Annotated in this window: 11 protein-coding genes; 6 read left to right on the top strand and 5 right to left on the bottom strand. The window is 66.0% G+C overall.

Annotated features, from left to right (window positions below; all coding sequences use genetic code 11):
- Positions 1–62 precede the first annotated feature (62 nt).
- Entirely contained in the window at positions 63–761 is a 699-nt protein-coding gene (locus H0B43_RS20915; protein ID WP_185726200.1) for a Clp protease N-terminal domain-containing protein, read from the top strand.
- A gap of 9 nt (positions 762–770) precedes the next feature.
- Here the strand turns inward: H0B43_RS20915 and hppD are convergent, their stop codons facing one another.
- Entirely contained in the window at positions 771–1,976 is a 1,206-nt protein-coding gene (gene hppD, locus H0B43_RS20910) for a 4-hydroxyphenylpyruvate dioxygenase (protein WP_185726201.1), read from the bottom strand.
- A 181-nt stretch (positions 1,977–2,157) separates the two neighbouring features.
- Between hppD and H0B43_RS20905 the strand changes: the two genes are divergently transcribed.
- From H0B43_RS20905 to H0B43_RS20890, 4 genes are all read left to right on the top strand, one after another.
- Complete coding sequence (locus H0B43_RS20905; RefSeq protein ID WP_185726202.1) at positions 2,158–2,685, top strand: Lrp/AsnC family transcriptional regulator; 528 nt, start codon at positions 2,158–2,160, stop codon at positions 2,683–2,685.
- A gap of 206 nt (positions 2,686–2,891) precedes the next feature.
- Entirely contained in the window at positions 2,892–4,118 is a 1,227-nt protein-coding gene (locus H0B43_RS20900) for a Glu/Leu/Phe/Val dehydrogenase (protein ID WP_185726203.1), read from the top strand.
- A 16-nt stretch (positions 4,119–4,134) separates the two neighbouring features.
- Entirely contained in the window at positions 4,135–5,553 is a 1,419-nt protein-coding gene (locus H0B43_RS20895; RefSeq protein ID WP_185726204.1) for an amino acid permease, read from the top strand.
- A gap of 135 nt (positions 5,554–5,688) precedes the next feature.
- Complete coding sequence (locus H0B43_RS20890) at positions 5,689–6,858, top strand: NADH:flavin oxidoreductase (RefSeq protein ID WP_185726205.1); 1,170 nt, start codon at positions 5,689–5,691, stop codon at positions 6,856–6,858.
- 7 nt (positions 6,859–6,865) lie between these two features.
- On the opposite strand, the gene H0B43_RS20885 is transcribed toward H0B43_RS20890, so the two are convergent.
- Together H0B43_RS20885 and H0B43_RS20880 are read right to left on the bottom strand one after the other, a co-directional pair.
- A complete protein-coding gene (locus H0B43_RS20885; protein ID WP_185726206.1) occupies positions 6,866–7,354 on the bottom strand; it encodes an SRPBCC family protein in 489 nt (162 codons plus the stop codon).
- Complete coding sequence (locus tag H0B43_RS20880; protein WP_185726207.1) at positions 7,351–7,683, bottom strand: helix-turn-helix transcriptional regulator; 333 nt, start codon at positions 7,681–7,683, stop codon at positions 7,351–7,353. Before H0B43_RS20880 ends, H0B43_RS20885 begins: the two co-directional genes overlap by 4 nt.
- Before the next feature lie 88 nt (positions 7,684–7,771).
- Between H0B43_RS20880 and H0B43_RS41680 the strand changes: the two genes are divergently transcribed.
- Positions 7,772–7,897: a glycosyltransferase 87 family protein gene (locus H0B43_RS41680; RefSeq protein ID WP_312037646.1), complete on the top strand. Its 126-nt coding sequence runs from the start codon at positions 7,772–7,774 to the stop codon at positions 7,895–7,897.
- A gap of 198 nt (positions 7,898–8,095) precedes the next feature.
- Here H0B43_RS41680 and H0B43_RS20870 read toward each other — a convergent pair whose 3' ends face one another.
- The gene (locus H0B43_RS20870) at positions 8,096–9,046 is read right to left on the bottom strand and encodes an NAD(P)H-binding protein (protein ID WP_312033685.1); all 951 of its coding nucleotides are present in this window, start codon (positions 9,044–9,046) and stop codon (positions 8,096–8,098) included.
- Positions 9,047–9,117: 71 nt separating this feature from the next.
- Positions 9,118–12,639, bottom strand: a complete 3,522-nt coding sequence (locus H0B43_RS20865) for a multifunctional oxoglutarate decarboxylase/oxoglutarate dehydrogenase thiamine pyrophosphate-binding subunit/dihydrolipoyllysine-residue succinyltransferase subunit (protein WP_312037645.1) — start codon at positions 12,637–12,639, stop codon at positions 9,118–9,120.
- Positions 12,640–12,788: the final 149 nt, after the last annotated feature.

Here is a 12,788-nt window from a genome sequence, read left to right as displayed (position 1 = left end):
CCGCCGCACAAGATCGTCAAGAAAGCCTTGACGATGCGCCATCGTCAATCTAGCGTTGACGCATGACGAAAATTCGGCTCGACGACCTGATCGACGGGATCCGCGCCGGCTACCCCGACCAACCGCTCGAACAACTCACGGCGGCCGTACTCACCGCCGACCACGTCAACGAGATCGCCGACCACCTGATCGGGCACTTCGTGGACCAGGCGCGGCGCAGCGGCGCTTCGTGGACGGAGATCGGCGGCTGCATCGGAGTCACCAAACAAGCTGCGCAACAACGTTTCACCCCCAAGGAGAGCGCGAACATGTTTGCGCGCTTCACCGAGAAGGCCCGGCAAGCGGTGGTCCAGTCCCAGGAAGAGGCCCGGGCCGCCCACCAGCCCGAGATCCGATCGGAGCACCTGCTCCTCGGCCTGCTCTGCGCCCCGGACAGTCTCGCGATGCGCGCGCTGGCAGACCAGGACATCACCCCGATCGCGATCCGCGAGACCGCCGAGGCCACGGTGCCCGAGGCCGTGTCCGACGCCGAGTTGCCTGCCCTGATTCCGTACTCGGCGGCGGCGAAGAAGGTCATCGAACTCACCGTTCGTGAGGCGGTGCGCCTCGGCCACAACTACGTCGGCACCGAACACATGCTGCTCGCACTGCTCGCCGGCGAGTCCGACGCTCCCGGCCCACTCACCGCGCTCGGTGTGGACGCCGCCGCCGCCGAGGCGTTTCTGCTGACGGCGATCGGCGGCCCCCCGACCGTGGAGTGAGTCTCTCGCTCAGAAGTTTCCGCGGGCGGCCTGTTCGCGTTCGATGGCTTCGAAGAGGGCTTTGAAGTTGCCGATGCCGAAGCCGAGGGAGCCGTGGCGTTCGATGAGTTCGAAGAACACGGTGGGGCGATCGACGAGGGGTTTGGTGAAGATCTGCAGCAGGTAGCCGTCCTCGTCGCGGTCGACGAGGATGCCGCGTTTCTGCAATTCCTCGATCGGGGCGCGGACGTTGCCGATCCGGGCGCGCAGTTCCGGGTCCTCGTAGTAGGAGTCGGGGGTGGCCAGGAATTCGACGCCCTCGGCGGTGAGCTGGTCTACGGCGGTGAGGATGTCGTTCGTCGCCAACGCCAGGTGCTGCGCGCCGGGACCGCGGTAGAAGTCGAGGTATTCGTCGATCTGCGAACGCTTCTTGGCGATCGCGGGTTCGTTGAGCGGGAACTTGACCCGGTGGTTGCCGTTGGAGACGACCTTGCTCATCAGCGCGGAGTAGTCGGTGGCGATGTCCTCGCCGACGAACTCGGCCATGTTGGTGAAGCCCATGACCCGGTTGTAGAAGTCGACCCAGTGGTCCATCTTGCCGAGTTCGACGTTGCCGACGACGTGGTCGAGGGCCTGGAACAGGCGCTTGGGGGCGCCGACGCGTTTGGTGTGCGACGACGTCCGCTCGACGTAGCCGGGCAGGTACGGGCCGGTGTACCGGGTGCGGTCGACGAGGGTGTGCCGGGTGTCGCCGTAGGTGGCGATCGCGGCGAGCCGGACGGTGCCGTGCTCGTCGGTCACGTCGTGCGGCTCGTCCAGGACGACGGCGCCCTGGGCGCGGGCGTGGGCGATGCACTTGTCGACGTCGGGGACGGCGAGGGCGATGTCGACGACGCCGTCGCCGTGGGTGCGGTGGTGCTCGATCAGCGGGCTGTCCGGGTCGACGGCGCCCTTGATCACGAAGCGGACGGCCCCGGATTCGAGGACGAAGGCGTGGTGGTCGCGGTTGCCGGTGGTGGGCCCGGAGTAGGCGACGAGGGTCATCCCGAAGGCGGATTGGAAGTAGTGGGCGGTCTGGGTGGCGTTGCCGACCACCCAGACGACGGCGTCCCAGCCGCTGACCGGGAACGGGTCGCGGGTGCCGTCGTATTCCACCAGCCCGACCAGTTGCTCGAGCTGGCTGAGGTCGAGACCTGCCAGGCGTTCCTTGTCGGTGAGAGTCTGCTCGATCGTCATCGCTGTCTTCCTGGTTCGAGGGACGGGGGCGTGGCCTGTTGCCTGGATCACTACGAAAACTCACGCCGCTCACGTAGGCAACCGAGCCAGCAGTAGCTAGCCGTAGTGCCACCTTTGACGGCCCCTGGACCACTTTTCTTATACAGTCGGACTAGTTGGATCACTTCGGAGAGGCCCGACCATGAAGGACGCTGTTCAGTTGGACGAACTCGACTTCGCCCTGCTCGACGCCATGCACGACGACCCGAAGGCGGGCGTACTCGAACTGTCCCGGCGGCTCAAGGTCGCGCGGGCCACCGTCCAGGCGCGGGTGCGCAAACTCGAGGAGTCGGGCGTGATCGCCGGATACGAGCCACGCCTCGACCTCGCCGCCGCCGGGTTCGACGTGCAGGCGTTCGTCACGCTGGAGACGGCGCAGGGCGCACTCGACTCGGTGACCAACGAACTGGAGTCGATTCCCGGTGTGCTCGAGGCGTTCGCGACCACCGGTTCCGGCGACATCCTGTGCCGCATCGCCGCCGGCTCGCACCTCGGGCTGCAGCAGACCCTGATCGATCTGAACAAGTCGAGCGTCGTCGCCCGATCCACCAGCGTGATGGTGCTGTCGGTGATCGTCCCCTATCGCTCGATGCCCCTACTCCGAACCCTCGACCGACCGCGCTCGGCGAAGGCTCCGGCCTACCGCACCGCCGTCACGGATCCGGATTAACCACGTAATCACCGGTTCTGCTGCACAAACTGAATAGGAAAACGTCGAACTTCTTTCTCGGTGATGTTCATCGCGGCTACCTGCTGCGCACCCGGTTGCGGCGCACGAGTGGCGCCCACCACAGTGATCGCCGTAACAGCGCGGGCACCGGTCGGACACACCGACCGCGACGCCCCATCCCGGCAGTCGAGAAACCGAGAGAAGCGATGAAGAATCTGCTCACCCGATTCGAAGAGAAGGCCCCCGAGATCGTCTTCGAGTGGCACGACACGGAGACCTCCGCACGCGGATGGACGGTGATCAATTCGCTGCGGGGCGGCGCCGCCGGCGGCGGAACCCGGATGCGCCGCGGTCTCGATCGCCGCGAGGTGGAGTCGCTCGCGAAGACGATGGAAGTGAAGTTCACCGTCTCGGGACCGGCGATCGGCGGCGCGAAGTCGGGCATCGACTTCGACCCCACCGACCCGCGCAAGGACGAGGTGCTGCGACGCTGGTTCAAAGCGGTCACCCCGCTGCTCAAGTCGTACTACGGCACCGGCGGCGACCTCAACGTCGACGAGATGGCCGAGGTCGTGCCGATCACCGAGAGCTACGGGCTGTGGCATCCGCAGGAAGGCGTCGTCAACGGACACTTCGCGGCCAGCGACCGTGAGCGGGTGCAGCGGGTCGGCCAGTTGCGGCTGGGCGTCGCGAAGGTCGTCGAGGATGCGCGGTTCACTCCCGATCCGCAGGCGAAGTACACGGTGTCCGATCTGATCACCGGATGGGGTGTCGCCGAATCGGTGCGGCACTATTACCGGGTCTACGGCGGCGAACTTGCCGGCAAGCGGGTCATCATGCAGGGCTGGGGCAACGTCGGTGCCGCCGCCGCGTATTACCTGGCGCAGTCGGGTGCCCGGATCGTCGGCATCCTCGACCGCAACGGTGGACTGTCTAATACCGACGGCTACGACTTCGAGCAGATTCGCGCCCTGTTTCTCGCGAAGGAAGGCAACGAACTGCGCGCCGCGGGCACGTTGCCGTTCGAGGAGATCGACGAGACGATCTGGAGTTCCGGCGCCGAGGTGTTCCTGCCCTGCGCCGCATCGCGTCTGGTGACCCGCGAACAGGTGGACCGGTTGATCGCGGGCGGCCTCGAGGTGGTGGCGAGCGGCGCCAACGTACCGTTCGCGGACGATGAGATCTTCTACGGACCCACCTACGAATACGCGGACAAGAGCGTCGCGGTGGTTCCCGACTTCATCGCCAACTGCGGTATGGCCCGAGCGTTCGCGTTGCTGATGGAGGGTGACGTCGAGGTGTCGGACGAGGCGATCTTCGGTGACGTCTCCGCCACGATCGCGACGGCACTCGAGCGCTGCTTCGCACGGAATGCGCAGCCGACCGGGATCGCCGGTACCGCGTTCGAGATCGCACTCGATCAGCTCGTCTGACGGACCGGGAGAACCCATGAACACAGTGCACGACCCACCGGCCTCCACCACGCGCCTACAGCAGGCGATGAAACCGCGTCAGCTGGTGATGATGAGTCTGGGCGGCGCGATCGGCGCCGGACTGTTCGTCGGCTCCGGTGCGGGCATCGCCGTCGCCGGGCCCGCCGTGCTCGTCTCCTTCCTCATCGCCGGATTCCTCGTCGTCCTCGTGATGCGGATGATGGGCGAGATGGTGGCCGCCGATCCCGACAGCGGTGCGTTCTCCGTCCACGCCGAGAACGCGATGGGCCCGATCGCCGGCCGGACCATCGGCTGGCTCTACTGGGTGCAGGTCGTCATCGTGGTGGCCGCGGAAGCGACCGCGGCGGCCGCGATCACGGCCGCGTCGATACCCGCGGTGCCGCAATGGGTGGCGGCCCTGGCGTACATGAGCGTGCTGACCGCGGTGAACCTGGCGGGCGTCTCCCGCTTCGGTGAGTTCGAATTCTGGTTCGCCGCGCTGAAGATCGCCGCCATCGTCGCGTTCCTGGCGGTCGGCTGCGCGATGATTCTCGGCTGGATTCCGAGTTTCGACGCGCCGGGGCTGTCGAATCTCACCGGCCACGGCGGGTTCGCCCCCAACGGCGTCACCGGCATCGCGGCCGGCCTGCTGATCGTCGTGTTCGCGTTCGGCGGCACCGAGGTGATGGCCATCGCGGCCGCGGAGACGTCGGAGCCCAAGCGCAACGTGAGCCGGGCGGTGCGGTCCATCGTGTGGCGGATCCTGGTGTTCTACGTCGGTTCCGTGCTGATCATGGTGACCGTGCTGCCGTGGACCGCGGACGAACTCGCGACGGGTCCGTTCGTCGCCGTCCTGAACGCCGCGCACGTGCCCGGCGCCGGCGCCGTGATGACCGTCGTCGTGGTCATCGCGCTGCTGTCGTCGCTGAACGCCATGCTGTTCAGTGGTTCCCGGATGATCTACTCGCTGTCCGAACGCGGTGCGGCGGCGAAGGTGTTCGGCCGGGTGTCGGGCAACGGCGTTCCCCGGGTGGCGGTTCTGGCGTCGGTGGCGTTCGGTTTCGTCACCGTGGTCCTCAACTACCTGGCCCCGGATCGTGTTCTCCCCCTCCTGCTCAATGCGGTCGGCTCGACGATCCTGGTGTTGTGGACGTTCGTCACCGTGTCGCAGATCGTGTTGCGGCGGCGCGCCGAGAAGTCGGGCCGGACGGATCTGCCGCTGAAGATGTGGGCCTTCCCGTATCTGTCGTACGTCGCCCTCGCGCTGCTCGCCGCGGTCGCGGTGCTGGCGTTGTTCGACGACGCGGCACGCAACCAACTGTTCGCGACGCTCACGTTCACGTGCGCGATCACCCTGGCCTGCTGGGCGCTCGGGCGTCGGCAGCGCTCTGCGGCCGACGTCGCACCGGAGAAGGCACCCGAGACCGTCGGCTGACCGGACACTGCCGCTGTCTCACGGACGTCGAGGGGTCGTCCGTGGGACAGCGACCGTCTCCCGCTGAGCGGACACTTCCTTCTCGTCCCACCGCGTCGTGACCTACCGTCGGATGTCCGCGACGAAGGGCCGGACATGACGACACCACCAGACGTTTTCGCTCCGGCCACGTTGGGTCCCATCACGTTACGCAACCGGATCATCAAGTCGGCGACGTTCGAGGGCCGCACGCCCGACGCACTGGTCACCGACGACCTGATCGAGTTCCATCGCCGCCCCGCGGCTGGTGGCGTCGGAATGTCGACGGTGGCCTACTGCGCCGTCGCACCTGAGGGTCGCACCGAACGTGGGCAGTTGTGGATGCGCCCCGACGCGGTGCCCGGCCTGCGCAAGCTCACCGACGCCATCCACGCCGAGGGGGCGGCCGCCTCCGCCCAACTCGGTCACGCCGGACCCGTCGCGAACGAGAAGTCCACCGGACTGCCCGCGCTCGCACCGTCGCGATCGTTCAACCCGCTCAGCATGCGCATGATCCGCAGCGCGAGCGCGGCCGACATCGCCAGGATCACCGCCGCGCACGGCACCGCGGCACGGCTCGCGGTCGAGTCCGGGTTCGACGCCGTCGAGATTCACTTCGGCCACAACTACTTCGCCAGTTCCTTTCTCAGCCCGAAGCTGAACCGGCGCACGGATTCGTACGGCGGATCGCTCGGCAATCGGGCCCGGGTGGTGCGGAACGTCGCCCGGACCGTGCGCGAGACCGTCGGCGGCAGGGTCGCGATCCTCGCCAAACTCAACATGGACGACGGCGTGCCCGGTGGATTCTGGCTCGACGAGGCCATCCAGGTGGCCCGACTGCTGGAACGCGACGGCAGCGTCGACGCCCTCGAACTCACCATGGGCAGTTCGCTTCTCAATCCCATGTATCTGTTCAAGGGCGACGCACCGGTCCGCGAGTTCGCCGCCGCCATGCCGCAACCGGTCCGACTCGGCGTGCACCTGGTGGGCAAGTCGATGATCCACGCCTACCCCTACCGCGACCTGTTCATGCTCGAGCACGCACGCCAGATCCGCGCGGCGGTGACCTTGCCGCTCGTCCTGCTCGGCGGCGTCACCGACCGGGCCGGCATGGACACCGCCATGGCCGAGGGCTTCGAATTCGTCGCCATGGCCCGCGCACTGCTGCGCGAACCCGATCTGGTGAACCGCATCCGGTCCGAGCCCCGCGCCCGGTCACTGTGCATCCATTGCAACAAGTGCATGCCCACCATCTTCAGCGGCGCCCGCTGCGTGCTCGTCGAGTGATCGGCGGCTACCAGCTCGTTTGCGCCAGAACGGCATCGAGCGCCGCGTAGCTTTCGTTCATGCCGCCTTCCATACCGGACTGCAGCATGCCGTCGCGCTCCTCGGGGGTGTGGAACTGACTGACGACGGACAGCCGCGTGCGTCCGTCCCCGAGGTCGGTGAAGGAGTTGTTCTCGATGATGACGTGGCCGGGCATGCCGTCCCACTCGAACGTGTACACCAGGCGCTCTTGCGGGGTGATCTCCCGGAACCTGCCCTCGAATCCGTGGGAGTCGTCGTCGGCGTGTTCGACGACGCGCCAGTGCCCGCCACGCTCGAACTCCCAGCGCTCGACATCGAGGCGGTTACCGCGGCCCCACCACTGCGCCAGCAGGTCCGGTGTCGTGAACGCCGCCCACACCCGGTCGCGCGGGGCATTGAAAATGCGTTCGACGTGGATCTCTCGGTCCGTCGGTGTCGAGAGGGTCGCGGCGGTGGAGGACTGTGAGGTGCTCATGACGTACCTTCCGTTCGATTGAGGAATTCGTCCAGACGGTTCAGCCGACCTTCGAGCGACTTCTGGTAGTCGCGGATCCAGGCAACCTCACGCTCGAGGGAATTCGTCCCCAGCATGCAGTACCGCACCCGGCCCCGTTTCTCGGTCACGACCATCCCCGCATCTTCGAGCAGTCGCACGTGCTTCTTGATGCCGGTGAGGGTCATCTCGAAGGCTTCGGCCAGGTCGCTGATCGTGCAGGCGCCGTCGCCGAGTCGGTCGAGAATCCCACGCCGGGTGGGGTCCGCCAGTGCGGCGAACGTGGCGTCGAGAACCGAATGCTGAACCATCTAGTTCAGTGTTGCACGCGCTCGGATGTCCGTCAACGATTTCGACAGCGCTCCGCGGCCTCTCGGAGCCGGTACGGGGCGGTAACGAATCCGGACTCTGTTCTACGGCCAGATCGACCTCGTGCTGATGCTGTGGGTGCTGTGGGACTTCGCCCGGCCCGAGCGCAGCCTTCTGCGCGGGGTGGGCATCGGGCTGGGCGCCGGGGCACGCTGACCCGCCTACTTCGAGATCCTGTTCCTCGCCCTGCGGCAGTGGCGGGCCGCCGCGGTCGCGGCGGCGTGGCCGTACTGATGGAGCCCCGACTTCGCCGCGGTCGGACTGTTCCTGTTTCCACCGTCGTGGCCGATCGGGTTCGTGCTGCAGAACGTCTACGTGCGGCGCCGGCAAGACCACCTTCGCTGAACGACTTCTTCAGTCGGTGCTACCGGGGGCGTCCGTCGTCGAGAACAACTCGCGGTGTGCGGCGATGTATTGCTCGACCGTCTGCGCGGGCTGTCCGGTCACGTTCTCGACGTCGGTGGTCAGCCGGTTGTAGCGATCGTCGCGGTGCAGTTTCGCGACCGTGAGGAGGTGTTGCACGGTATGCGACGAGATACCCGGCACCGCGCCCAACAGCTCCACGAAGTCGTCGTAGGGCAGATCGGATCCGGTTACCGGCCGACCCAGGCCGCGGGTGTACTGCTCGGCGAGTCCCTCGATGTCGAGAACGGCGGGGCCGGTCAGCTCGTAAACGTGCCCGACGCGATCTGCTGGATCCTGGAGTAGGGCGGCGACGACCCGGGCCACATCGGTGGCGGCGATGGGCGAGGTCCTCCCGGTCCCGAACGGCAAAGCCAGAACGCCACGTTCGGCGACCGAACGGCTCGCCATGAGGGTGAACAGCGGATTATCCAGAAAGACCGTCGGTCTGACATGTACGACGGGCAGACCGGACCAGTTCAGAATGCGCTCGGCGAGCCAGTGCAGTCGTTGATGCCGGGACTCCTCGGTGCTGGTCGACGTCATCTGCGACACCGTCATCTGCGACATGTTCACCAACGCCGCGAGATCGCCCCGCTCGTCGGCAATCGCGCCGACAACCGCGGCGGCTTCCAGATAATCCGCGGAGACACTCATGTTGAAGAACATCCGCGTAACGCCCGCCAGCGCCGCAGCGACGTCGCCGGGGCACGTCAGATCACCGGCGACGATCTCTGCTCCCAACTCCCGTAGAGCGTCGGCACGGCCGTCATCGCGATGAACCATCGCCCGCACCGGCGCGCCGCTCTGCAGGAGCAACTCGGCGACCAGTCGGCTGATGCTGCCGTGACCACTGCCCACACCGGTCACCAGGAACAGCGGTCGGTCATTCGTCGACCTCACTCCTACGACGTTACGACAAAACGGCGCACGGTGGCAGCCCCGCGAGGCGGCGTGAGCGGCAGAGTGCCGGCTCAGGCCTGCTTCTCCAGCGCCTCGTCGATGAGCTTCCGCTGTTCCTGGGTGTGCCGTTTGCTCGAACCCGTTGCCGGGGCGGCAGAGGCCGGGCGAGACACGAGGCGAATACGACGAGAGCCGATGGTCCCGAGCTCGCTGAGGAGGAACGTCCAGGCGCCTTGGTTTCTCGGCTCTTCCTGCACCCATACCAGCTCGGCGTCGGGGTAGGTGCCGACGACATCGGCCAGTTCCGCTTCCGGCAGCGGGTAGAACTGTTCAATCCGCACCAGAGCGATCCGTGGATCCGGAGACTTGGCGAGCCTGTTGAGCAACTCGTAGTACAGCTTCCCCGACACCAACAGCACGCGGCGCACGTCGGCCTTGTCGACATCCCGCTGATCGTCGACGACGGGTTCGAATGTACCGGTGGTGAATTCGGACAGGGCGCTGGTCGCTGCGCGCATGCGCAACATCGACTTCGGGGTGAACACGACGAGCGGTTTGCGTGGGCGAGCGTAGGCCTGGCGCCGGAGGAGGTGGAAATACGATGCGGGGGTCGACGGTTGCGCCACCGTCATGTTGTTCTCCGCGCAGAGCTGGAGGAAGCGTTCGATGCGCGCCGACGAGTGATCCGGTCCGCTGCCCTCGTAGCCGTGTGGCAGGAGCAGTACAAGCGAGGACTGCTGTCCCCATTTCTGGTCGGCCGAGCTGATGAACTCGTCGACGATGATCTGAGCGCCGTTCACGAAATCGCCGAACTGCGCCTCCCACAGCACCAGCGCGTCGGATCGTTCCACCGAATAGCCGTACTCGAATCCCATTACGGCGTACTCACTGAGCAGCGAATCGTAGATCCAGAATCGACCCTGGTCCTCGGCAATGTTGGTGAGCGGGAGCCATTCCCGACCATTGTCACGGTCGTGAAGCACCGCATGGCGTTGGACGAATGTGCCCCGGCGACTGTCCTGACCGGTCAGCCGGACGGGTGTCCCCTCCACCAACAGTGAACCGAAGGCCAGTAGTTCGGCGAAGGCCCAATCGATGTCCCCGCCGCGACTCATCTGCACTCGCTTGTCGAGCAACTGTTGCAACTTCGGGTGGACGGTGAAGCCGGACGGCCGATGGTCGAAGGCATCTCCCACCAGAGCGATCACGTCGGGACTCACCCCGGTGGCGTCGGGGCTCCTCCGCGCCTCGGGTTCGGTTGCGAGCATCCTCTCCAGCGCGTCGATCGGATGTGTCGAGGAGTCCGGCACCAGGTCGTTCTGTTCGGCATGGGTTTCGGCGAACGCGCTCTCGAGACGACCGCGGAAGTCCGCATTGGCCTGCTCGTACTCGTCGAGGGTGATGTCACCACGACCGACCAGAGCCTCCGTGTAGAGGGTCCGGACACTGCGCTTGCCCTCGATGCGGTCGTACATCTGCGGCTGCGTCATCGACGGATCGTCGGCCTCGTTGTGGCCACGCCGGCGGTAGCAGATGAGGTCGATGACCACCTCGCGGTGGAACCTCTGGCGGTAGGCGAAAGCAAGCTCCGCGACCCGGACAACTGCCTCGGGATCGTCTCCGTTGACATGAAAGATCGGCGCCTGGATCGTCTTGGCGACGTCCGTCGAGTAGACGGAGCTTCGTGCCTCACCCGGCAGGGTCGTGAAGCCCACCTGGTTGTTGATGTTGATGCGGATCGTGCCACCCGTGCGGTAGCCGCGCAGCTGCGACATCTGCATGGTCTCTCCGACGACACCCTGACCGGCCATCGCCGCGTCACCGTGGATGATGATCGGCAAGGTGCCGAACGCACCGGCCGGCCTCAGGTCCTGCCGGGCACGCACGATGCCCTCCAGCACGCCGTCGACCGCGTCGAGATGGGACGGATTCGCCCCCACGTAGACCGGGATCCTCTCGCCGCCCGCGCCAGTGAAGATTCCTTCGGTGCCCAGGTGGTACTTCACGTCCCCCGAGCCGTCGGAATTGTCCGAGACATCCGTTCCCTCGAATTCGTGGAACACCTGACCGTAGGTCTTTCCTGCGATGTTCGTGAGCACGCTGAGCCGTCCCCGGTGCGCCATCGCGATGGCCACACCGTCGAGACCACTGTCGGCCGCCGCATGCATGATCGCGTCCAACAACGGGATCGTCGACTCGCCGCCTTCGAGACTGAAGCGCGTCTGGCCGATGTATTTGGTCTGGAGAAAGGTCTCGAAGGCTTCCGCCTCGTTGAGCTTGCCCAGGATCCGCATCTGCTCGTCGTGGGTCGGCTTCGTGTAAGGCAGCTCGACCCTGTCCTGGATCCACGCGCGTTGCTCCGGATCCTGGATGTGCATGTACTCGATGCCGACGGTGCGGCAATAGGCGTCACGCAGAACACCGACGATGTTGCGGAGCTTCATCTGCCGCTGGTCACCGCCGAAATCACCGGTGACGAATTCCCGGTCCAGGTCCCAGAACGTGAGCCCGTGACTGGCCACGTCCAGATCGGGGTGGGATCTCTGTGCGTACTCGAGCGGGTCGATGTCGGCCATCAAATGCCCGCGGGTACGGTACGCGTCGATGAGCTGCTGCACGCGCGCTGTCTTGTCCACCGCACTCGCCGGATCCACCCTGATGTCGGGTGCCCAGTGGATCGGCTCGTACGGAATTCGCAACGCCGCGAATATCTCTTCGTAGAACCCGGACTGCCCGGTGAGGAGTTCGTGGACTCGCCTGAGGAACTCTCCCGACGCCGCGCCCTGGATGACCCGGTGATCGTATGTGCTCGTCAGGGTGATTGTCTTGCTGATCGCGAGATCGGCAAGGGTCTGTTCGCTGGCCCCCTGGAACTCTGCCGGATATTCCAGAGCGCCCGCACCGATGACACACCCCTGGCCTTCCATCAGCCGGGTGATCGAATGTTCCGTCCCGATGCCGCCAGGGTTGGTCAGCGACAGTGTCGTACCGGCGAAATCCTCGACGGTCAGTGCGTTGGTTCGCGACTTGACGATGAGAGTCTCATACGCCGCCAGGAATTCACCGAAGCTCATCCCGTCTGCCCGCTTGATGTTCGGAACGACAAGGAATCGTGATCCATCGGGTTTCGTTACATCGACGGCGATTCCGAGGTTCACGTGGTCCGGCGTCACAGCGAACGGCTTTCCGTCCACTTCGGCGTAGGACACGGTCTGGCTCGGGAAATCCGCGAGGGCCTTCACGAGCGCCCAGCCGATCAGATGCGTGAAACTGATCTTGCCGCCGCGCGCCCGTGTCATGTGGCTATTGATGACGATGCGATTGTCGATCATGAGCTTCGCCGGGATCGTGCGGACACTCGTGGCCGTCGGAATACTCAAGCTGGCGGTCATGTTGGCGACCAGAGCCCTGGCCACCCCGCGAATAGCGGTCCCAGTGGATCTGCCCTCAGCCGGTTCAGTCGGCGCCTTGGGGAACGCGGCCACCGGAGCATCCGCCGGCTTCGGCGGGATCGACGTCGTCCGCGCTACCGGTGGCCGGCTGCCCGCAATGGATTCGGCCGCCGCGTCGGTCGTCGTACTTGGTCCGGTCATGTTGATTGACACAGCCATTCTCCTGCTTCGCTTCTGTTCGCTTCACTGCGCTTCCGCCGAGTCTTCACGGAGCGCCCACGTCACAGGCGCCGGCTCTCCGTGCCCCATCGCCGCGGATACCACCGAAGTTGAAGAAACTCTGACGCCGG

The organism is Rhodococcus sp. 4CII (assembly GCF_014256275.1).
GTDB classification, from domain to species: domain Bacteria; phylum Actinomycetota; class Actinomycetes; order Mycobacteriales; family Mycobacteriaceae; genus Rhodococcus_F; species Rhodococcus_F wratislaviensis_A.
Note: the sequence above shows the minus strand (reverse complement) of the source record. Positions and strands in the feature narration are given on the sequence as shown.